Origin of the sequence: Zobellia sp. 1_MG-2023, from assembly GCF_030549125.1 — a bacterium.
GTDB lineage: Bacteria > Bacteroidota > Bacteroidia > Flavobacteriales > Flavobacteriaceae > Zobellia > Zobellia russellii.
Genome location: NZ_JAUOSY010000003.1, coordinates 328,847 through 350,008, shown reverse-complemented (window position 1 = coordinate 350,008; position 21,162 = coordinate 328,847). Strand labels below are relative to the sequence as shown.

The following is a 21,162-nucleotide window of genomic DNA, read 5'->3' as shown; positions in this document are numbered from 1 at the left end:
AGACCTTTACAGAAAATGTTAACACTATTTTAAAGAGAAAAGGCCCTTGCAAATGCAGGGCCCTTTTATAGTACTTAACTCATAATGGTTATAATGTATCCAAGATAGAATTAAAAGTCTCACTAGGTCTCATTGCCTTAGCGGCAAGTTCTGCATCTGGCTTGTAGTACCCTCCAATGTCCTGAGGTTTGCCTTGAGCTTGCATTAACTCCTCTACAATTTTAGATTCTTGAGATTGAATAGCTTCATAGACTTTAGAGAAAGTAGCCTTTAATTCGGCATCCTTATCTTGGTTGGCCAAAGCCTCGGCCCAGTACATGGCCAAGAAGAAGTGGCTTCCACGTGTATCTATTTCTTTTACCTTTCTTGAAGGCGATTTATCATTAATCAAGAATTTTTCTGTGGCACTGTCCAAAGCATCACCTAAAATTCTAGCTTTTTCATTTTGATTTTTTTCTCCGTAGAAATCCAAAGAAACTCCTAAGGCAAGAAACTCACCTAAAGAATCCCATCGTAAATGACCTTCTTCAATGAATTGTTCCACATGTTTTGGAGCTGATCCACCTGCCCCGGTCTCAAAAAGACCACCACCGTTCATAAGTGGTACAATAGATAACATTTTTGCACTGGTGCCCACTTCTAAAATAGGGAACAGATCTGTAAGATAATCTCTAAGCACGTTTCCGGATACGGAAATAGTGTCTTTACCTTCTTTCATTCTTGCCAAGGTAAATTCAGTAGCTTTCTTAGGAGAAAGAATACGAATGTCTAACCCGGTGGTATCATGATTAGGTAAGTAAGTGTTTACTTTTTTGATAAGTTCTGCATCATGCGCCCTATTTTCATCCAACCAGAAAACTGCAGGGTCATTTGTTGCTCTCGCTCTGGATACGGCCAATTTTATCCAATCCTGGATAGGAGCATCCTTAACTTGGCACATACGCCAGATGTCACCTTCTTCAACCACATGTTCTTCTAAAACTTTACCCGAGTTGATGTCTACTACTTTTACGGTTCCAGCAGCGCCAATTTCAAAAGTTTTGTCATGAGAACCATACTCCTCAGCCTTTTGGGCCATTAAACCTACATTGGGAACGGTTCCCATAGTAGTAGGGTCAAAAGCACCGTTCTTTTTACAGAAATCGATTGTGGCCGAGTATATTTCTGCATAACTGCTATCCGGAATTACCGCTTTGGTATCCTGTGGTTTTCCTTGGGCGTTCCACATTTGACCAGAATTACGGATCATAGCCGGCATTGACGCATCAATAATAATATCCGAAGGAACGTGAAGGTTGGTAATACCCTTGTCCGAATTTACCATGGCCAAGTCCGGACCTTCATTTATAGCTTTTTGAATATTTTTTTCAATAGCCTCTTTTTTATCTACTGGCAGCTCATTTAACTTGGCGAACAAGTTTTCAAGACCGTCATTTGCACTAATTCCTAAAGTTTTGAACGTGCCTTCATATTTGTTGAAAACGTCTGCAAAGAAAACTTCAACGGCATGTCCAAAAATAATTGGATCAGAAACTTTCATCATGGTAGCTTTCATGTGAAGCGAGAACAACACACCTTGGTCTTTGGCGTCTTGCACCTGCTTTTTCAAAAATGCGACAAGTGCATTTTTGCTCAAAACGGTAGCATCTATGATTTCACCTTCTAGAAGACCTAATTTATCTTTAAGAACTTGGGTTTCTCCATTGTTCTTGACCAATTCTATTCTTATATCCGTAGGTTGGGCAAGTGTCAATGATTTCTCATTGGCTTTAAAATCCCCATGATCCATTGTGGCAACATGGGTTTTGGAATCAGGACTCCAAGCCCCCATGGAGTGTGGGTTTTGTTTCGCGTAATTTTTTACGGCGCGTGGAGCTCTACGATCGGAGTTTCCTTCTCGTAGTACCGGGTTTACGGCGCTACCTTTAATTTTGTCATATCTAGATTTAATATCCTTTTCGGCTTCATTGGAAGGCTCGTCCGGATAGCTTGGTAAATCATAACCATTGTCTTGTAATTCCTTAATGGCTTCCTTTAATTGTGGAACGGAAGCACTAATGTTAGGAAGCTTTATAATGTTTGCTTCTGGTTTTTTAGCCAAAGCACCTAACTCTTCTAAATCATTTGCGATTTTTTGCTCATCTTTTAGAAAATCAGGAAATACTGCTATAATTCTTCCGGCCAAAGAAATGTCTTTGGTCTCTATGGTAACATTGGCCGTTTTGGTAAATGCTTTTACAATTGGTAAAAATGATTGTGTAGCTAAAGCCGGAGCTTCATCTGTTTTTGTATAAAAAATTTTGGACATGTAAGGAAAGGTTTAATTTAAAGCGGAGTAAATATACAACTTTATGTATTCTTCCAAGCCAAAAGATAAGGGGTTGTTTTGAGCTGTATCTCTTTATGGGCTATTTTAACAAAAACCTTGCGAATTAGGAAAAAAAAAGGCAAAACAAAAGCCATATCATTGTACTTGTACATTGATATGGCTTTTTAGAAACTGATATTGCAAACTTTCTTCCCTGTTCTTACGACAGATCGGCAACCATTGATTGCATTCGCATCACAATTTCAACGTTTGAGATGAATTGTACTTAATTATCGAACCAAGCTACAATTTATATCTCTTCATATTGTTTACACATTCTTTGTGCATATTTCCTAGACTTGCATCCGTTGAATATTTACAAATATGTTCACATAATCATTTCTCAAAAAGCGACAGCCTTTTGTTGATATGTTCGTTTTACTAAATGGCGTACTCTGAAATACATCTTTAAACATTTATAAAACCTAAACAATACTATAAAGAACGCTACCTCTATAACAATTTCAGAACCTATCTTCGACAGATGTTTTCTTTAATTGTTTTATAAATGTAGGAAAAATAGTCTAAGTCACCAATTTTTTTAACATATTATAAATCAACAACTTATGAACTGCTGATATTAACAATTGTTCATAACCAAAAAATCCCGCTACTGCGGGATTTTTTTATTGTATGTATTCTTGGCTTAAGAACGCACTTCTTTAATACGTGCTTTTTTACCAGTAAGACCTCTAAAGTAGAAGATACGAGCTCTACGTACTTTACCTCTTTTGTTAACTTCAACCTTTTGTAAGGCTGGCATGTTTACTGGGAAAATACGTTCAACACCTACAGTACCTGACATTTTACGGATTGTAAAAGTTTCGGTAGCACCAGAACCTCTTCTTTGGATAACAACACCTCTAAAGAACTGAGTACGTGTTTTTTCACCTTCCTTAATTTCATAGTACACAGTGATAGTATCACCAGCTGAAAATTTTGGAAATTCTTTTTTTGGAACAAACTCGTCCTGAACGAATTTTAATAATTCTTCCATGATTTTTTTATTAATGATTATGTTATGGTCAACATTCACGATTTTCGTCAGAGGTTGATTTAACAGGCTGCAAAAATACTCTATAATTTAGAACTGACAATAATTTTTTTGATTTTTTGATATATCAAAATACGTAGGGCTGTTACTCCAGTAGATCGGGTCTACGTTCTTCCGTTCTTTTTTGTGCTTGGTCTTCCCTCCATTTCTCTATTTTGGGAAAGTTACCGCTCAAAAGCACTTCCGGTACTTTCATGCCTTTGTACTCTGAGGGTCTGGTATAGACAGGAGGAGCAAGGAGGTCATCCTGAAAGGTATCCGTCAACGCCGATGTTTCGTTGTTTAAAACCCCGGGAATCAACCTAATTACGGCATCACAAAGAATAGCGGCACCTAGTTCACCGCCAGAAAGTACATAATCGCCTATTGAAATTTCTCTGGTAATAAAAGCATCTCGTACTCTTTGGTCAACACCTTTATAGTGGCCGCAAAGTATGATTACATTGTTAAGCAATGAAATGCCGTTGGCCATTCTTTGGTTCAGGGTTTCCCCATCTGGTGTCATATAGATAATTTCATCGTACGTTCTTTCGGCCTTTAACTTAGAAATACACTTGTCTATAGGCTCTATCATAAGTACCATGCCCGCACCGCCACCAAATTGGTAATCGTCTACTTGGTTGTAGCTCTTGTCCGTGTAGTCCCGTATATTGTGCATGTGCACTTCAACTATGCCCTTTTCTATGGCTCGTTTTAAGATAGATGCGTTAAACGGGCTCTCCAGCAATTCCGGTAAAACGGTGATAATATCAATACGCATTTTAGTTTGGGCTATGAATTAGTGCGCCAAAAGTAGTGAAAAGAGTGCGAATCTTTTTTCCACCCCAGCTTTTCATATAGCTTTTGTGCGGGATTATCCGTTGCCGTTTCTAGGGCTAACCCTTTAAACCCTTTTTTTGAACAGAATTCTTGTGCCGTACTCAGCAATGCGGAGCCTATGCCTTTTTTTCTTTGGGTTTGCTCTACATATAAATCGTTCAACACATAATAAGGGAGCATAGAAACGGATGAAAATGTAGTGTATAACTGGGTGAAGCCTACTGCTTCCCCGTCAATAAAAGCCATGAAAACTATAGATTCCGATTGAGAAAAGCGCTCTTTAAGAAAAGAAGTAGCGGCATTTATGTCCGAAGCTTGTTTGTAGAAAACCCTGTAACTATCGAACAAAGGTGCTAGTAATGGTATATGCGATGAGTTGGCTTGAATAATTTTCATAATACAAAGAATAAAAAAAAGCTCCGTGAGGAGCTTTTTAGATTATTTCTGTTTTTTGTACTTGTTGATTTCATCTTGCAGCTGCCTGCTAATTTTTTGCTCCCTTTCTAAAGCTCTTCTACGGTGGTCTTCATACTCGGTTTCCAGTTCGGCTAAATTAGTCTTGGCTTCCTGGGTTAGGATGTTACTGTTTCTAAATCTATATATAAAGAAAAGTAACAGCGCCAACAGAGAAGCAATAACGGTCCAAAGAATACCATTATATGTACTTTTTGAAACCATAATACCTAAAAAGGACATGCTGTCTTTTTCCTCGGTTACAGCTACCAAGTTGTTGGTAGTCTCTTCCAATTTTTTGTTTAGCGAACCTATTGTAGATTCGTGTCCGCCAATAGTAGCTTTTAGTTCGGCAGCCCTTTTGTTGTACCCTTTTAGTGTATCAAGAACATTTTGGCGCAGTTTGTCCAATGAAATCGTACGTACGACCTCATATTTTTTTCCATCTGCACGATAATTACCAGATTTGGTAAAAATGTACTCAAATTGACTATCTATAGGCCCTTTATCAAGTGACAACTCTTCTTGAGCTTCCGCTTCTTGGGCAAATTGTAGGTTATATGCTAATAAAGCCGTTATCAGTAACAGGATTCTTAAGCCTTTCATGTTGAAGTGATTCTGTGAATTAATTATTTAGAGCCGACTAAAGTAATTCAATAATATCAATTAATAAAAAAAATCAAGGATAAGGTTGCTATTTAGTAGGGAATACCTTCAAAAAAGCAGAAAGTATTCCCTTGTAAGTAGCTTAAAATCAATAATAAGTATACCTTCTTACTTTTGATATGTATTTGGCCAAACGTATTACCTGGTGCGAATAACCATACTCGTTGTCATACCAAATATAAAGTATAATATTTTTTCCGCTGCCGTTAACAATTGTAGCGTTACTATCATAAATGGAAGGTGCGTTTGTTCCTACAATATCCGAAGATACCATTTCCTTGCTCAAGGAATATTTTATTTGCTCTACCAAATCTCCCTCTAAGGCATACTTTTTTATAATGGCGTTAATACCATCTATGGAAGTTTTATTTTTCACTTCTAAGTTTAGAATAGCTAAAGAACCGTTGGGAACCGGTACCCTAATTGCATTAGAGGTAAGTTTGCCCTTTAATTCCGGTAGCGCTTTAGCTACTGCAGCACCTGCACCTGTTTCGGTTATGACCATGTTCAGAGCGGCTGCTCGGCCCCGTCTATGTTTGCTGTGCATGTTATCCACTAGGTTCTGGTCATTAGTGTAGGCATGAATGGTCTCCAAATGCCCTTTTGTAATTCCCAAGGAATCTTCAATAACACTTAAAATAGGGGTAATGGCATTGGTAGTACACGAAGCGGCCGAAAATATTTTAATGGTGTCCGGGTCATACGTTTTGTGATTAACCCCATGAACTATATTGGGTACCTCTTTTCCGGGAGCGGTAAGGAGAACGTGCGAAGCTCCTTCGGCTTCCAGGTGTCTGGCTAATTCGGTTTTGGTTCTGAAAGCTCCTGTATTGTCTATTATCAATGCATCGTTTATTCCATACTGGGTGTAATCGATTTTCTCAGGACGATCGGCGCTGATCATGTAAACGGTAGTACCGTTTATTATCAAGGCATTATTCTTTATATCTGTTTCTACCGTGCCGGAAAATTTACCGTGAACGGAATCAATACGTAAAAGATTGGCTCTTTTTTCCAGAATCTCATGGTTGTCCGCTTTTCGGGTTACGATAGCTCTTAAGCGCAGTTGATTGCCTTGACCGGTCTTTGCCATAAGCTCTCTAGCCAGAAGCCTACCTATTCTTCCAAAGCCATAAAGAACAATATCCTTAGGTTTTAAAGGTGGGGCATTGTCCGCGTCTTTTAGTTTGTCAAACACAAAGGCTTTTATATCTGTATTGTGATTGTCATCTGAGTGGTATTCATAGGTAAGCTTGCCAATGTCTAATTTAGCAGGAGGTAGCTGAATATCGTTTATGGCCCGCAATATTTCGGTGGAATCGAAAATAGAAATGGGTTTTTGGACAAATTCACCTGCATATTCATGCAGATTTATAATGTCACTTACGTTTTTGTCTATCACCTGATTTTTGAAAAGCACGATTTCTATCGTCTTATCATACCAAAGGTCACTGACCAGTTTTATGAATTCGGTTGTAGCTTTTCTTCTATCAGCCTGAAAGGCTAATTCTTTTTCGTAAGAAGCGTTAGATTTCATTTTGTTGAGTTGAGTTATATTTTGGTATAAAAGTAGCTATTTAGTGTTGTTTGAAACAATAGTAAACAAAAAAACACCTCAATTGAGGTGTTTTTAATTTAAAGTTTTAATGTTTTATTGAAAAATCAGGCGTTCTCTTTCTCCTTTTTCGTTGATCATTGTGATACTGGTTTTACCGTATCTAGAGATGCTTCCAAAAAGGGTTCTGGCCTCTTCAATATCGTTTATTTCATTATTGTCAACCGAAAGAAGAACTTTTCCTTCCAACCCGTAACCACGGTAGGTTTCAGGTACACCAACAATTTTTACACCTTGTTTGGTCTTAAACTTTTTGTTGTCCTCTTTTGTTAAGTTCTTTACTTCAAGGCCCATTACCGGAACTATTACGGTCTGTCTTTTCTTAAGCATGACAGGCACGGTAAATTCTTCTCCGTCTCTATCAATAGTAACCTCTACAGAGTCGTTGGGTCTTTTAGCGGAAAGATAACCGGTAAGATCGGCAAATTTGCGGATCTTGATATTGTCTACTTTCTTTATGATATCTCCTTCTATCAGTTCGGCTTCGGCAGCTCCAGTTCCTTCTTCAACCCCAGAAATGTATACACCCTCAATCTCATTAAGTCCTTTTTCTATGGCGTAAGGAGTATTTATGTTCAGGGTCTTAATTCCTAAAATGCCTTTCTGTACGTTTCCATATTCTAGGATATCATCAACTACTTTTTTGGCAATGTTGCTGGGTACGGCAAAGGAATAGCCTACATAGCTTCCTGTTTGTGAAGTAATAGCGGTGTTGATACCCACAAGATCTCCGTTCGTATTAACCAATGCCCCACCACTGTTACCAGGGTTTACGGCTGCATCGGTCTGAATAAACGACTGATTTTTTCCTAAATCACGTGCTTTTGCGCTTACGATTCCCGCAGTTACGGTAGAAGTTAGGTTAAAAGGGTTGCCGACAGCCAAAACCCATTCGCCTATTTTAACATCATCGGAATCACCAAAGGCCAAATAAGGCAGATTGCCCTCGGCATCTATTTTAATTAGGGCAATGTCAGAATTTGGATCGGTGCCAATAAGTTCGGCATCATAAGTTTTGTTATTGTTTAGGGTAACCTGTAATTGATTTGCTTTGCTAATAACGTGGTTGTTCGTAACAATATAACCATCTTGCGAAATAATTACCCCTGATCCGGTTCCTACTTGAGGCCTTTCATTTCCTCCGCTTCCATAAAAGAAGTCCATAAGGCTATGGGGGGTTCTGTTAATGGTTACATTTTTAACGTGCACCACGGCATTTACGGTGTTTTCTGCCGCAATGGTAAAGTCAACCTCATTAATTCCCGCTCCTTTTGCAGAGGTAGGTGTAAGGCTCGTATTAAAAACCGAATGTCCTTCATCTTGGGATATAACGGCGTAATTGGTGTTTTCAAAAAATAATTTGTAGCTGCCCAGTGTTATTGCTCCAGCAAAGAGGGCGATTAAAAAGGTACTGGCAATTTTTTTCATGTTATCGTTTTGTTTAAATTCTTTTGATATGTTAAAATTAGTCGTTTTTTAGGTGCGTTATATTTGCTTTAACTACTCTTTAACTGCTAAATATATCTTAATCCCTACTATTTCAGGTCGCTAAGTGGTGGACCAAAGAGGTTATTTCCGATAGGGATAAAAGCCTATATTTGTGTCTTTAAATAATTCTATGACACTTAGTTTTTACAAATATCAGGGCACCGGAAACGATTTTGTGCTCATCGATAATCGACAATTATATTTCCCCAAAAACGATACCAAACTGGTAGCTTCTTTATGTGACCGCAAGTTTGGCATAGGGGCAGACGGTTTAATACTTCTGGAAAATGACGAACTGTCAGATTTTAAAATGGTCTATTACAACGCAGACGGCCGTGAGGGCAGTTTGTGCGGTAACGGCGGCCGATGTACCGTAGCTTTTGCCAATTTTTTGGGTGTTATAGATAAAGATACCGTTTTTAATGCTGCAGATGGCAAGCACCAGGCAACTATAGCTAATGGTATTGTTAGCTTGCAGATGCAGGATGTATCCGAAATAAAAGAGAAACCGGAGTATGTATTCTTGGACACGGGTTCGCCACACCACGTGCAAATGGTAAAGTCCGTTCAAGATTTTGAAGTTTATAAAGAAGGGAAAAAGTTGCGTTACGGAATGTACGGACAAACCGGAAGCAACGTTAATTTTGTTGAAACCTTGGATAATGATGCTTTTGCCGTAAGAACTTATGAGCGTGGTGTAGAGGATGAAACTTTATCTTGCGGAACTGGAGTTACAGCTGTAGCAATAGCCATGCATAACGCCGGAAAAACATCGGCAAATAGAATAAAAGTGAATACTCAGGGCGGTGAGCTAGAGGTAGAGTTCGCTAAAAAGGATGGTGTGTACGAGCAGATTCATTTAATTGGCCCTGCCAAACAGGTGTTCAAAGGAGAGATCGAATGTTAAGTTTAAAGGGAGAACATATAAATCTGCGGGCTTTAGAACCCAATGATCTAGATTTTCTCTACGAACTTGAGAATAACACCCAGATGTGGGAAATAAGTGGTACGACCACCCCATATTCAAAACATGTACTAGCGCTTTATTTGGAAAACGCCCATAGGGACATTTATGATGTTAAGCAATTGCGGCTCTGTATCTGCAATAAGCAGAATTCAACAATTGGGCTTATTGACCTATTTGATTTTGACCCCAAAAATTTTAGGGCGGGAATAGGTATAGTTATTTTGGATAAAGAAAATAGGAACCAAGGAGTAGGGGCAGAGGCCATTCAATTGGTGTGTGATTATGCGCATAAGGTCTTAAATATGCGGCAACTTTACGCCAATGTATTGGAGGGTAATGATCCAAGCATTCATTTGTTCAAGAAGATGGGTTTTGAAGAGGTGGGAATTAAAAGAGATTGGATTTTTTCCGAAGGGAAGTATATAAATGAAATTTTGTTTCAAAAAATAAATACCTAATGTATATAAAACGTATTCTAGTATTTATAGCTATTGCCGGTCTTGTAGGCGGTGGAATCTTTGCTTACACGGTTTACAACGCCATTTTTGCGCCTAATACGGCTTTTGAAAATAACGAAGCCTTTGTATTTGTGCCTTCGGATGCAGATTTTAACGAAGTAAAGGAGTTGGTATCTCCACTTCTTAAGGATATGGGTTCTTTTGAGAAAGTGGCGCAGCGTAAGGGGTACGCCGCCAATTTAAGGGGAGGTAAGTACGCTATTAAAAAGGGGGCGAACAATAATGATATTGTAAACTCACTCCGTAGTCAGAATATACCTGTAAAAGTTGCATTTAACAACCAGGAAACATTAGCGGACCTAGCAGGTAGAATAGCAATGCAAATAGAGCCGGATAGTATAACTTTGTTGAAGGCATTTACAGATGAAGCTTTCTTGAAAGCTAACGGATTTAATAAGGATACGGAGTTGGCTATGTACATACCCAACAGTTACGAGTTTTTCTGGAATACTTCCGGGAAAGAGTTCAGGGAGCGTATGCTAAAGGAATACAAACGTTTTTGGACGGATGCTCGTTTAGCCAAGGCAAAAGCATTAGGGCTTTCTCCCGAAGAGGTGATTACTTTGGCCTCTGTAGTACATAAAGAAACCGCAAAAGTTGATGAGCGCCCAAGAGTAGCAGGCGTTTACCTTAATCGTTTACGAAGGGGCATATTACTTCAAGCAGACCCTACGGTAATTTATGCCATAAAAAAGCACAGCGGCAACTTTAACACTGTGATCAAAAGAGTGCTTTATAAGGATTTGGAATTAGATTCTCCGTATAACACCTATAAGTACGCAGGTCTACCACCAGGGCCAATTGCTATGCCGGATATTACGGCTATTGATGCGGTTCTTAATCCGGAAAAGCACGATTACCTCTACTTTGTAGCCAATGTGGAAAATTTTGGATACCACAAATTTGCTAAGACTTTAGCCCAGCACAACCGCAATAAAGCGCAGTATGTCCGGTGGATAAATGCTCAAAAAATTAATAGATAGGCATTTTGTCCGTAGTTTAATACTTGTTAACTAAAACGGTATATTTTTAACAAAGCATTCTAAAATGTAAGACTAAAACGGGCTTATCTTTGCCCCTCGTAATCTAAGCAGGTTAAATTTTCGTAAGTCTTAGGTAAATATAATGTATGAGAAAGTGGCTAGGATTTTCAAGCCCCCTAATCATTACCTTTATTTTATTGAGTTTCGGATTTGAGTCTAAAGAGGTGAAAGTGCCGGAAACCCTTAAAGTAAATCAACCTACTGAAGTTTTGTTTCCCAAAAACAAAACTATGCATTCAACGATATTGATAGCTCCGCCTTTTTTAGGGAGTTCTTATATCGGATTTAAAGAAGCTCTAGCGTTTAAAGAATCGCAGGGTAACTATTTTACAACAAATACACTTGGGTATTTGGGAAAATACCAGTTTGGTATTGGTACCTTACAGCTTATGGGTGTGTATAACGCAACAAGTTTCTTAAACGACCCAGTGTTGCAAGAAAGAGCTTTTCACACGAATGTAGCTCGTAATAAGTGGATTTTGAGAAGGGACATTGACCGTTTCGTTGGAAAACGAATAGGTGGTGTTGAAATTACGGAATCAGGAATGTTGGCCGCGGCCCATTTGGCCGGTGCCGGTAACGTTAAAAAGTATCTACGATCGTGGGGTGCGTTTGATGTATCGGACAGTTACGGAACAACAATAGCAATTTACATGAAAAAGTTTTCAGGATACGATATGTCATATGTTTCGCCAAGACGAAACCCTAAAGTGTAACTATCGCCTATTTAAGATTTAATGTACATATGAAAGTGGACGAGCCCCAATAGAAATATTGGGGTTTGTTTTTTTTCGGTCGTTTTCTATCTCGGTTTTAGGGTATTTTTAATCGTGAATACTTTAATTCAAATGTTATTTTATGACTGTAGCTTCCAGTTCTATTTTTAATGTTTCAAAAAGGCCTTTAACCTCCAGTAAGGTGCTTGCCTGCCGTATGTTGTGCTTGGTTGTCCAATTTTGGAAAACATCAAAACACGTAAACAGCTCTTCAGTTGAAGTTGTATAAAGGTTTAATCTCACAATATTTTTACATTCATATCCGGCATCCTTTATTATGCGTTCCAAGTTTTCTATAGATTGAATTAATTGGGCTTTCATGCTAGCAGTGCTAGATTTACCTCCATCATCTATTGCGGTTTGCCCGGAAATATAAAGCGTGCCTTTTGGGTTCGTAACTTCTACGGCTTGCACATAACTTCTTTCGTCTTGCCATTTCCACGGGTTAATTATTCGTTTTTCCATATTGCTTTTTTTTGTGTACGCAGTAGCTAATTATATACTTTATTTGTTAATACTTGTGCTTTGCCATCTACACTGCAAATATTTAACTAATGGTATGGTTATAGCGTGACATACATCACAATTGTAAAGAAGCTCAAATTTTATGAGGAAAGGCGGCTAAGTGTCTCGCGGGACACACCTAAGTAAGAAGCTAGCAGGGTTTTAGGAACGCGTTGAAATAATATGGGGTACTGTTTAAGAAGTTGCTCATACCTTTCTTTAGCATTCGAAGTTAAAAAAGATAAGATTCTATTTTGCGAAGCAATATGTCCTAAATTCGACTTTTGAAGAAAAAAATGCTGCATTTTGGGTAGTTCAGCAGATAGTTTTTGGTAATTGTCAAGACTTAGGGACAATACTAAAGTGTCTTCAATGCATTGTAATGCCATTTTAGATTTAGTTTGTGAGAAATAGGCAGAAAAATCGCTTTCCCACCAGTTTTCCATGGCAAAGGATACAATATGTTGTTTCCCATCTTTGTCATCGTAAACTAATTTTAGTAGCCCGGAAATCACAAAATAGCAATGCGTTACATGTTCCCCTTCTTTAATGATGAAATCATTTTTTTTGTGCTTTTCTAATGAGAAATGAGATAGAATAAAAGAGAACTCCTCGTCCGTAAGAGCTATCAAGTTTTCAATATTTTCTTTCAATCTATCTTTCATTAAGTAGAAATTCCAATTTGGGTGCTATATTAGAAAAAAAGGTTAAGGATTAATGGTGTAATAAAGCAGCTACTTTAGAGTAACTTTTAAGAACACTAAAAATACTGGTTAATTTAGGCTTATATCAAAAGTCAGCTAGTAAAATGAAAAAATAATCTGGAGTGGAGTAAATAATTGTTCCAGAATAAAATATAAAAACTCAAAGAGTAGAATTACCCTTGAATAATAAAGATAGCTGGGCGCTTATGAAGTGATTCTACTTTGGAGCGTTTCCAGTCGGCAATGGTTTTGGTTTGTATATATTCCTCAGGTAGGGTCACATCGCAAGCTATGCATACTCTGGTGTTAGGGTGTAGTGTTTTAAGCAGCTCTGCAAAGAGCTTGTCGTTTCTATAGGGGGTTTCTATGAACAATTGTGATTGTCCGTAATCTTTGCTTAGCTTCTCCAACCTCTTAACGGCACTTTTACGCTCAGACCCGTCAATAGGCAGGTAACCGTTAAAAGCAAAGCTTTGGCCGTTCATGCCACTGGCCATAAGGGCCAATACAATAGAGGATGGGCCCACTAAGGGTACTACCTGAATGTTTTTTTCATGTGCTATTTTCACCACGTCCGCACCGGGATCGGCAATACCGGGGCAACCGGCCTCGGATAAGATTCCTGTGTTGAAACCGTCTAAACAGGATTGTAAAAATGTGGGTATTTCCTCGGCTTCTGTGTATTTGTTAAGAACGGATAATTGAAGGCTGGGCTGTGATTTTCTGGGGCTTATCTTTTTTATAAAGCGTCTGGCCGTTTTTTCGTTTTCAACAATATAATGGTCAATCTGTTCTATGGCCTGTTTTATGGAAATGGGTAATACTTCCAAAGGTTCATTATCGCCCAATGTAGTGGGTATTAAATATAACTTTCCCTGGTTTTCATTGTAGTTGGCCATAATCCTAAATGGGTTAAAGTTTTTTTACAATAGACGTGCAAGCGGTGTCTATAAGTTGAAATACCTTTTCAAAGCCATTGTCGTCCCAATAGGGGTCCGGCACTTCAATTACAGGTAATTCTACCTCCGTAAGCAATAACTTCACTTTTTTAGCATCATCAGGAGAATCGGCTAAATTTAGAATGTTGTTAAGATTGCTACGGTCCATAGCATAAATTACATCAAATTTTTTAAAATCCGACTTTTGAAATTGACGACAACGCTGATTTTCTATATTCAGTCCATGTTTCTTGGCAACGGCAATAGAGCGCGGGTCCGGTGGGTTGCCAATGTGGTAACCTCCCGTTCCTGCAGAATCTACAAAAACGTTTTCCGGGTCAACTTTAGCCTGTAGAATGCCTTCCGCCAATGGCGACCGGCAAATATTGCCAAGGCATACCATTAAGACTTTGGTTTTCATAAGGATTTAAGAAAATTTCTTGGTAAGGTCTTCTATGTATTTTCTGAATTGCTTATCGGTCTCCGCTAGGTTATCAACCGTTTTACAAGCGTGCAGTACGGTAGCATGGTCTCTTTTTCCTATTTGTGAACCTATACTGGCCAATGATGCCTTGGTAAACTTTTTGGCAAAAAACATAGCCAACTGTCTGGCCTGTACAATGTGGCGCTTTCTAGTTTTGGATTGAAGCGTTGCCACATCCATCTCAAAGTAATCTGAAACCACTTTTTGGATATAATCTATGGAAACTTCACGTTTGGTGTTCTTAACGAACTTCTCAACTACTTGCTGGGCCAGTTCTAAAGTAACTTCCTTTTTATTGAAAGAAGATTGGGCTATTAATGAAATAATGGCGCCTTCCAACTCACGAATATTGCTCTTAATGTGTTTGGCGACATAATCTATAATGTCGTCCGGCATTTCAACCCCATCTCTATATAGCTTGTTCTTAAGGATAGAAATTCGTGTTTCGTAATCCGGGTTCTGTAACTCTGCCGATAATCCCCATTTAAAACGGGACAACAAGCGTTGTTCAATATCTTGCATGTCTACCGGAGCTTTGTCCGAGGTTAGGATAACCTGCTTTCCGTTTTGGTGCAAATGATTGAATATATGAAAGAAAACATCCTGTGTTCCCGATTTTCCACTTAAGAACTGAACATCATCAATAATAAGCACATCTATCAATTGATAGAAATGGATAAAATCGTTTCTGGTGTTCTTTTTTACGGATTCTATATATTGTTGCGTAAATTTTTCTGCTGAAATATAAAGAACGGTACGCTCTGGGTACTTGTCCTTAATTTCAACCCCAATGGCGTGGGCCAAGTGGGTCTTTCCTAAACCAACACCGCCAAATACCAATAATGGGTTAAAAGAAGTGCCCCCGGGCTTATTGGCCACGGCCATACCTGCTGATCTGGCCAAGCGGTTGGAGTCTCCTTCTAAGAAATTGTCAAAATTATAATTGGGGTTAAGCTGGGATTCAATTTTTATGTTTCGAATACCGGGAATCACAAAAGGATTCTTGAGCTCTGGATTTTTTGATTTAATAGGAACGTCCATTTCTTGTGGACTCATTGTAGCTCTGTTAGAACTTGGAATCTTTTCCGTAAAAGGCTCTTTGTTGCCATAGGTGTTTTCCATTCTAATGATGTACACCAATTTTGCGGTCTCACCTAACTCTTTGGTAAGGGCTACTTTTAATAACTTTACGTAATGCTCCTCTAACCACTCATAAAAGAATTTACTGGGTACTTGAATACTCAAAGCATTATCAGATAACTTAATTGGTTTAATAGGTTCAAACCAAGTTTTGAATGCCTGCGGTTGAATATTGTCTTTGATAAAAGTTAAACAATTGTTCCATACGGAAATAGCAGTAACACCCATGTGAAAGTTTATCTTATTTTTGTTGGTTAGTGATTTCGTAAGTCGGTTAAAAGTATATGGGATAATCCTTACTTTCTCGGAGGGCAAATATGTGAACAAAAAAACTAAAAAAAAAATCAAACTCTATTGAATTTACCCTTTTTTTTTTGCATGTTCAGAACGCGAAAATCGAAATCTTTTAAAGATATAATTTTTACATGATAATATATGGGTTTTAACAAAATTTCTTTTAGAGTACGATATTCGGAAACGGACCAGATGGGAGTAGTGTATCACGGCAATTATGCGCAATACTTGGAGATGGGAAGGGTTGAGTGGTTACGAAGTAAAGGTATTTCTTACAAAAATATGGAAGAAAACGGAATTATGTTACCAGTAGTTTCTTTGTCGTTGAACTACAAAAAATCAGCCTTTTACGATGACCTCATCAGCGTTGAAACTAGGCTTAAAAAAACACCTTCGGTTAGGATAGAATTTAACTATGTCATCCGTAATGAAAAGCAGGAAATTCTTTTAGAAGCAAATACGGTTTTAGTGTTTGTTGACAAGAAAAGTAAAAGGCCTATTAGGTGCCCCCAAAACATCTTGGAGATTATAATTGAAAATGAGAAATAAGTCATTTTTGTTGCATTGATTATTATCTAAATTTAAGTGTTGATATACGCATTTGAATTTGGTTTTTATTTTGTCTGATATATTTTTTATCATCCAATTGAGGGTGAACGAAACGAAAATATAAATACATGTGTTTAATGGGGTTAGAACAGAAAGTGATATTCAACCGATTTTTTGTGCAATTTAATGTCTATATAGCAATACCTAGGATTTAGTAATCGTTAAGTGTTTTCATAAAGTATTGAATTCACTTATATGTCTAAACTTTTAGTATATATATTCTTGTTTTGTTGCACAACTCTCACGGCGCAGTTAGACCTTAATTTAACGCAATCCGAATCGGTTTGTTCTTCGGATGGAAGCATTACGGCTCAAGCTAATGGTGGTACGGAACCTTATCAATATAGAATTAGTAATGGTCCTGAACTTAGAGGTTTTCAATCCTCTGGCACTTTCTTGGCCTTGCAGCCCGGAATCTATGACGTAGAGGTCAGAGATGCCAGTTTTGATGTTTTTACAGCGTCTATAGAAGTTTTGGGCAGTTATACCTTACCTAGTCTTTATGTAACTATAACGCCCCCATCGTGCTCCACAAGTACGGACGGAGAGGTTGTTCTTAATGGAAGTGATGGGAATTTGATAGGAACGACGGCATTTCCTACTTATAGATATCGTATTGTAGATTTAAGTACAACGCCTCAAACTATAATTCAGGAACAGAATTCGGATACCTTTACCAATCTATCAGAAGGAACATATACTTTTCAAATTGAAGATGGATGTCAAAATACGGTTAGTGAAACCGTAACTATCTCAGCCCCTTCTATTGAGGCGTTAGATGGTGCAATTGATTTTATTGAAAAAGCAGGTTGTGATACTTATGAGGCTGAGTATTCTTCTTATGGTCGCGGAGTTTATCCACATGGTATCACGGTTACTGAAGATGGAACAGGAACTGTTATTTTTTCAGGGTCCGTTGGTAGTGACACTTCATACCCCATTGGAACCAATTACGATTTTGGTACGGCCTATACAGCCAATATTGTTGATGCCTGTGGACAAACGGAGCGTATAAATTTTGCATATTCTGCTGATATTGACATGTGGCGTCAAAAATCATTGGATTGTTCAGGAAATACTTCGTTTTTTGTTTTTGCATCCTTGGCTTCCAATAGTGTTCAGGAAAAGAGTGTACTGGTGCCGGCAACATTAACGTTGACCAATCAAACCGATGCGAGTGATGTTCTTGTTTACACGTTTACTGATCCTGATAATCTTGAGGCGGAAATTAGTCAGACTGATATTATGCTTGGGGCTACCTATGATGTTACTTTAGAAGATAGCTGTAGCACTACATTAAGCACCACTTTAACATTTGATCCTGTAGCACCTACTGTGTTTGAAGCTACTGTAAGACCTGAACGTGGGTGTATGGACGGAACAACGGGCATGTCCTTTCGTGTGAGAAATGGGGGGACAAATTACGGGCGGGTTACCATTCTATCCGGACCGGCAAGTTTTACTTCGGAAAGCGGAGTGGTTACAACGTATAGTTATCCTAGGGTATTTGAAAATATGAGCAACAGTTCTGTTTTTCCCGTAGCGTTTCCTCCAGGAAATTACGAAGCGGAAATTTCGGATGGCTGCGAATCCGGAAATGTAACTTTTGAGATTTTGCCTTCGGAAACTGTTCAACACGAGTTTACATTGAATTTTTTACAAAGTTGTGGTAATTCCAATACTTTGATTATTAATCCAAATGAGATAAAAGCTTCTGGGTCATCATTTTATACGAATGTAAATGTGGTGAATTCGGATACGGGAAGTACTGTGTTTCGAGAGAGTATTTCCTTTTTTACGGAAGGAACCCCGGTAAGTGTACCTAATCTTCCACCAGGAAATTATCAGCTATTTCTAGAGTTTCAGAGTGGGGGTAGTTGTAGTTCGGCGCTTCCATTTACTTGTCCTTGTGAACCTCAGACCGTTGATATTAATATTCCGGTATATGTTTCTACTTCGTTTGAAAACATAGTAGGGTATACCTGTACGGAGGGCTCGGGAGTTATTCTAGCGGAAGGATCCAATGGGGTAGCGCCTTATCAGTATGAAATTATTGATTCTTCAATTCCGGCAAATATCGGGCGAACTTCAACAGATGGTGTTTTTACGGGAACAGATGAAGGTACCTATACGATTAGAATTACCGATAGTTGTGGTAATTCTGCGGATGGTGCATTTGAAGTAACTCCTTACGTACCGGATTTAGTTGCTAATTGTGATGCGACAGGAACAAGGGTGACCTTAATGGCCAATCCCGTTCCGGATGCAGTATTTACTTGGATTGACTCCATGGGCACTACAGTGCAGCAAGGCACGAGCAACGAACTTGTTTTTGACCCTTTTGACGCTTCTCAAGCAGGAGAATATACTTTACAAGTGGCTGTTCCGGGATTAAGTTGTACGGTTTATGATGGTTCCGTTACCATACCCGATTCTCCTTGTCAAGCTAGTATAGATGTAAGTAAAACGGTTGAATCTGGTCCAGTATATAACAGTGCTACAGATGAATATACCGTTACATATAGGATTACGGCCAACAATAGTGGTGGGCTGGCTGATGCGTATGATGTTGTGGATACGTTTATTCTAGGAGCAGGATACACCTTAAATTCTGCAACTTTAGCTTATGGAGGAGAGAGCGATGGCGTTGATGGAACTATTTTAAGTCCGTTTAACAGTGGAGATCAAATAATAACTGCGGAATCAATAGCGGGACTTCGTGCAGAAAGTTGGCTTGTAACCGCTATTTTTTCAGTAGATAAAAATGTTGTGGACCCAACTCAAAACTGTTCCAATGGAGGAGGGTTTAGGAATGATATAACTGCAACGGGAGATACGGACACTTCTAATAATAGCGCTTGTGTACCCGCGGCAATTGGAAACCTGGATATTACCAAGGATGGTGTTTATGTAGATTCAGATTTTAATGGTTTAACAAATACGGGAGACACTATCAACTATACTTTTCTTGTGATCAATACTGGTAACGAGATTATTTCGAATGTAATGGTGTCCGACCCACTTTTGGGAGGGGCAATATCTGGTCCTGCTTCTGGTGATGCCAATGGAGACGGAGCTTTGGATGTAACGGAGACATGGGTCTATAATGCATCGTACAGTATTACTCAGGCAGATATTGATAATGGCCAAGTAAATAACCTGGCTACCGCTAGTGGGGAAGATTCAAACGGAATTAATGTTGAAGGCACGTCTACAGATCCAACTCCTTGTGCCACGTGTACCATAGACCCGCTGTGTGTTGATTGTACAATGACGGCTTTGCCCAATACCCTTGATATTGCGGTAGCGAAAACCGTAAACTTGGATATTGTTGAGATAGAGGATGAAATATTTTTCACTATATCCGCTACAAATAATGGTGCGGTAACCGCAAATAATATTAGAATATTAGAAATACTTCCCAATGGATTTGAGTATATCACTCATATTACCTCGTTAGGAAATTACAGTTCTGCAACGGGCGTATGGGATATTCCTACGTTAGGCAATAGCCAAACTGCTAATCTAAATATTCAGGCGCGTGTAGTTGATGGGGCGGATTATGTAAACACAGCTCGGTTAACTGGTTTGGACGAAACGGATATAGACCCATCCAATGATGAAGCTAGTGTAGAAGTTGGTATTCGTGGAATAACTATTACCAAGGATGGTGTATATGTTGATTCCGATGCAGATGGTACAACCAATGTTGGGGATTCAGTTGCCTATACGTTTTCTGTAACCAATACAGGAACCGTGGAGCTAGCTAATATTGTGGTATCCGACCCACTGTTAGGAGGGGATGTAACAGCACTTCCTGGTGGGGACGTTAATGGAGATGGGCTTTTAAATACCTCTGAGACTTGGGAGTATACGGCATCTTATGCAATTACACAAACCGATATAGATAATGGACAGGTAAATAACTTGGCTAGTGTTGCAGGGGAAGACTCCAACGGTATGGTTACAACAAATACTTCTACGGACCCTACCCCGTGCACGAGTTGTATTGTGGATACTTCTTGTATGGATTGTACTTTGACAGAACTTCCTATTTCCTATGTAGATTTAGCTTTGTCCAAGTCTGTAGATGCAAATTCTGCCGCGGTTGGAGACGAGGTAAATTTCACTATGACCGCACGTAATATTGGAACAGCTAGCGCTAGTAATATATCTATAACCGAAAGAATTCCTAATGGTTATTCCTATATTGAACACACAACAACGGCAGGCGTTTATAATGTGGCAAGTGCTCTATGGGATGTTGAAACCTTAAGTAGCGGTCAATCCGCCGAACTGAATATACGGGTACGTGTTGTAGAAGCTACCGATTATTTAAATATCATAAGATTGATTTATGTAGACCAACCGGATACAGATGTTTCAAATGATGAAGCCAGCGCCCAAGTTGAAATTGACGAACCTGTTTGTCCTATCAATATTTTTAACGTCATAACACCAAATGGCGATGGTGCCCACGATGTTTTTCAAATTGCTTGTATTGAGAATTACCCCAATAATAGATTGATGATATACAATAGATGGGGGATAAAGGTGTACGAGCAAGAAGGGTATGCCAATACTTGGACCGGCATTTCGGACGGTCGTTCCACCTATGAAAGAGACGAATTGTTACCTGTAGGAACCTATTATTATGTTCTTGATTTGGGAGATGGTTCACAGTCTAGGGCTGGATACCTGTATTTAACTAGGTAAAAGGGG

18 protein-coding genes are annotated in these 21,162 nt (G+C 38.8%); 6 read left to right on the top strand and 12 right to left on the bottom strand.

Translation table 11 applies throughout. From position 1 onward, the window contains the following. Positions 1 to 88: 88 nt before the first annotated feature. From Q4597_RS08885 to Q4597_RS08855, 7 genes are all read right to left on the bottom strand, one after another. Positions 89 to 2,308 carry an NADP-dependent isocitrate dehydrogenase gene (locus Q4597_RS08885; RefSeq protein ID WP_303405906.1) on the bottom strand — a complete coding sequence of 740 codons (2,220 nt, stop codon included), beginning with the start codon at positions 2,306 to 2,308 and terminating at the stop codon, positions 89 to 91. A gap of 706 nt (positions 2,309 to 3,014) precedes the next feature. Then, the gene (rplS, locus tag Q4597_RS08880; protein ID WP_215439022.1) at positions 3,015 to 3,365 is read right to left on the bottom strand and encodes a 50S ribosomal protein L19; all 351 of its coding nucleotides are present in this window, start codon (positions 3,363 to 3,365) and stop codon (positions 3,015 to 3,017) included. 142 nt (positions 3,366 to 3,507) lie between these two features. Further along, a complete protein-coding gene (gene trmD, locus Q4597_RS08875; protein ID WP_215439023.1) occupies positions 3,508 to 4,182 on the bottom strand; it encodes a tRNA (guanosine(37)-N1)-methyltransferase TrmD in 675 nt (224 codons plus the stop codon). A gap of 11 nt (positions 4,183 to 4,193) precedes the next feature. After that, a complete protein-coding gene (locus Q4597_RS08870; protein WP_289040238.1) occupies positions 4,194 to 4,637 on the bottom strand; it encodes a GNAT family N-acetyltransferase in 444 nt (147 codons plus the stop codon). Positions 4,638 to 4,679: 42 nt separating this feature from the next. Then, positions 4,680 to 5,300 carry a tRNA (guanine-N1)-methyltransferase gene (locus Q4597_RS08865; RefSeq protein ID WP_215439025.1) on the bottom strand — a complete coding sequence of 207 codons (621 nt, stop codon included), beginning with the start codon at positions 5,298 to 5,300 and terminating at the stop codon, positions 4,680 to 4,682. Positions 5,301 to 5,448: 148 nt separating this feature from the next. Then, the gene (locus tag Q4597_RS08860; protein ID WP_303405903.1) at positions 5,449 to 6,897 is read right to left on the bottom strand and encodes a glyceraldehyde-3-phosphate dehydrogenase; all 1,449 of its coding nucleotides are present in this window, start codon (positions 6,895 to 6,897) and stop codon (positions 5,449 to 5,451) included. Between the two features lie 114 nt (positions 6,898 to 7,011). After that, positions 7,012 to 8,403, bottom strand: a complete 1,392-nt coding sequence (locus Q4597_RS08855) for a S1C family serine protease (RefSeq protein WP_303405902.1) — start codon at positions 8,401 to 8,403, stop codon at positions 7,012 to 7,014. Between the two features lie 190 nt (positions 8,404 to 8,593). Here Q4597_RS08855 and dapF point away from each other — a divergent pair, with 190 nt between their 5' ends. The 4 genes from dapF to Q4597_RS08835 all read left to right on the top strand — a co-directional run bounded on the left by dapF (position 8,594) and on the right by Q4597_RS08835 (position 11,707). Further along, positions 8,594 to 9,370, top strand: coding sequence for a diaminopimelate epimerase (dapF, locus tag Q4597_RS08850; RefSeq protein ID WP_289040235.1), 777 nt, complete (start codon positions 8,594 to 8,596; stop codon positions 9,368 to 9,370). Beyond that, on the top strand, positions 9,364 to 9,888 hold the full coding sequence (locus Q4597_RS08845; RefSeq protein ID WP_303405901.1) for a GNAT family N-acetyltransferase: 525 nt from the start codon (positions 9,364 to 9,366) through the stop codon (positions 9,886 to 9,888). Before dapF ends, Q4597_RS08845 begins: the two co-directional genes overlap by 7 nt. Next, the gene (mltG, locus tag Q4597_RS08840) at positions 9,888 to 10,931 is read left to right on the top strand and encodes an endolytic transglycosylase MltG (RefSeq protein WP_303405899.1); all 1,044 of its coding nucleotides are present in this window, start codon (positions 9,888 to 9,890) and stop codon (positions 10,929 to 10,931) included. Before Q4597_RS08845 ends, mltG begins: the two co-directional genes overlap by 1 nt. A 146-nt stretch (positions 10,932 to 11,077) precedes the next feature. Then, positions 11,078 to 11,707 carry a hypothetical protein gene (locus Q4597_RS08835; RefSeq protein ID WP_215439031.1) on the top strand — a complete coding sequence of 210 codons (630 nt, stop codon included), beginning with the start codon at positions 11,078 to 11,080 and terminating at the stop codon, positions 11,705 to 11,707. A 135-nt stretch (positions 11,708 to 11,842) separates the two neighbouring features. On the opposite strand, the gene Q4597_RS08830 is transcribed toward Q4597_RS08835, so the two are convergent. The 5 genes from Q4597_RS08830 to dnaA form a co-directional block, all read right to left on the bottom strand. Then, positions 11,843 to 12,232 carry a RidA family protein gene (locus tag Q4597_RS08830; protein ID WP_303405898.1) on the bottom strand — a complete coding sequence of 130 codons (390 nt, stop codon included), beginning with the start codon at positions 12,230 to 12,232 and terminating at the stop codon, positions 11,843 to 11,845. A gap of 140 nt (positions 12,233 to 12,372) precedes the next feature. Then, positions 12,373 to 12,936, bottom strand: a complete 564-nt coding sequence (locus tag Q4597_RS08825) for a Crp/Fnr family transcriptional regulator (RefSeq protein ID WP_303405897.1) — start codon at positions 12,934 to 12,936, stop codon at positions 12,373 to 12,375. Between the two features lie 212 nt (positions 12,937 to 13,148). After that, positions 13,149 to 13,874: an SAM-dependent methyltransferase gene (locus Q4597_RS08820; protein WP_303405896.1), complete on the bottom strand. Its 726-nt coding sequence runs from the start codon at positions 13,872 to 13,874 to the stop codon at positions 13,149 to 13,151. A 13-nt stretch (positions 13,875 to 13,887) separates the two neighbouring features. Next, complete coding sequence (locus tag Q4597_RS08815; protein ID WP_303405895.1) at positions 13,888 to 14,334, bottom strand: low molecular weight protein-tyrosine-phosphatase; 447 nt, start codon at positions 14,332 to 14,334, stop codon at positions 13,888 to 13,890. Positions 14,335 to 14,340: 6 nt separating this feature from the next. Then, positions 14,341 to 15,765 (bottom strand): chromosomal replication initiator protein DnaA, encoded by a 1,425-nt coding sequence (gene dnaA / locus Q4597_RS08810; RefSeq protein ID WP_215439036.1) that lies wholly within the window; start codon positions 15,763 to 15,765, stop codon positions 14,341 to 14,343. A 207-nt stretch (positions 15,766 to 15,972) separates the two neighbouring features. On the opposite strand from dnaA, the gene Q4597_RS08805 reads away from it, so the two are divergent. Both Q4597_RS08805 and Q4597_RS08800 read left to right on the top strand, forming a co-directional pair. Further along, complete coding sequence (locus Q4597_RS08805; protein WP_303405892.1) at positions 15,973 to 16,380, top strand: thioesterase family protein; 408 nt, start codon at positions 15,973 to 15,975, stop codon at positions 16,378 to 16,380. Positions 16,381 to 16,635: 255 nt separating this feature from the next. Then, positions 16,636 to 21,156 (top strand): gliding motility-associated C-terminal domain-containing protein, encoded by a 4,521-nt coding sequence (locus tag Q4597_RS08800; protein ID WP_303405890.1) that lies wholly within the window; start codon positions 16,636 to 16,638, stop codon positions 21,154 to 21,156. The last annotated feature ends 6 nt before the right edge of the window (positions 21,157 to 21,162 follow it).

Excerpts from the sequence above, each read along its gene's own strand:
- Q4597_RS08885 (WP_303405906.1), bottom strand. The coding sequence starts at position 2,308 with ATGTCCAAAATTTTTTATACAAAAACAGATGAAGCTCCGGCTTTAGCT.
- rplS (WP_215439022.1), bottom strand. The coding sequence starts at position 3,365 with ATGGAAGAATTATTAAAATTCGTTCAGGACGAGTTTGTTCCAAAAAAA.
- trmD (WP_215439023.1), bottom strand. The coding sequence starts at position 4,182 with ATGCGTATTGATATTATCACCGTTTTACCGGAATTGCTGGAGAGCCCG.
- Q4597_RS08870 (WP_289040238.1), bottom strand. The coding sequence starts at position 4,637 with ATGAAAATTATTCAAGCCAACTCATCGCATATACCATTACTAGCACCT.
- Q4597_RS08865 (WP_215439025.1), bottom strand. The coding sequence starts at position 5,300 with ATGAAAGGCTTAAGAATCCTGTTACTGATAACGGCTTTATTAGCATAT.
- Q4597_RS08860 (WP_303405903.1), bottom strand. The coding sequence starts at position 6,897 with ATGAAATCTAACGCTTCTTACGAAAAAGAATTAGCCTTTCAGGCTGAT.
- Q4597_RS08855 (WP_303405902.1), bottom strand. The coding sequence starts at position 8,403 with ATGAAAAAAATTGCCAGTACCTTTTTAATCGCCCTCTTTGCTGGAGCA.
- dapF (WP_289040235.1), top strand. The coding sequence starts at position 8,594 with ATGACACTTAGTTTTTACAAATATCAGGGCACCGGAAACGATTTTGTG.
- Q4597_RS08845 (WP_303405901.1), top strand. The coding sequence starts at position 9,364 with ATGTTAAGTTTAAAGGGAGAACATATAAATCTGCGGGCTTTAGAACCC.
- mltG (WP_303405899.1), top strand. The coding sequence starts at position 9,888 with ATGTATATAAAACGTATTCTAGTATTTATAGCTATTGCCGGTCTTGTA.
- Q4597_RS08835 (WP_215439031.1), top strand. The coding sequence starts at position 11,078 with ATGAGAAAGTGGCTAGGATTTTCAAGCCCCCTAATCATTACCTTTATT.
- Q4597_RS08830 (WP_303405898.1), bottom strand. The coding sequence starts at position 12,232 with ATGGAAAAACGAATAATTAACCCGTGGAAATGGCAAGACGAAAGAAGT.
- Q4597_RS08825 (WP_303405897.1), bottom strand. The coding sequence starts at position 12,936 with ATGAAAGATAGATTGAAAGAAAATATTGAAAACTTGATAGCTCTTACG.
- Q4597_RS08820 (WP_303405896.1), bottom strand. The coding sequence starts at position 13,874 with ATGGCCAACTACAATGAAAACCAGGGAAAGTTATATTTAATACCCACT.
- Q4597_RS08815 (WP_303405895.1), bottom strand. The coding sequence starts at position 14,334 with ATGAAAACCAAAGTCTTAATGGTATGCCTTGGCAATATTTGCCGGTCG.
- dnaA (WP_215439036.1), bottom strand. The coding sequence starts at position 15,765 with ATGGGTGTTACTGCTATTTCCGTATGGAACAATTGTTTAACTTTTATC.
- Q4597_RS08805 (WP_303405892.1), top strand. The coding sequence starts at position 15,973 with ATGGGTTTTAACAAAATTTCTTTTAGAGTACGATATTCGGAAACGGAC.
- Q4597_RS08800 (WP_303405890.1), top strand. The coding sequence starts at position 16,636 with ATGTCTAAACTTTTAGTATATATATTCTTGTTTTGTTGCACAACTCTC.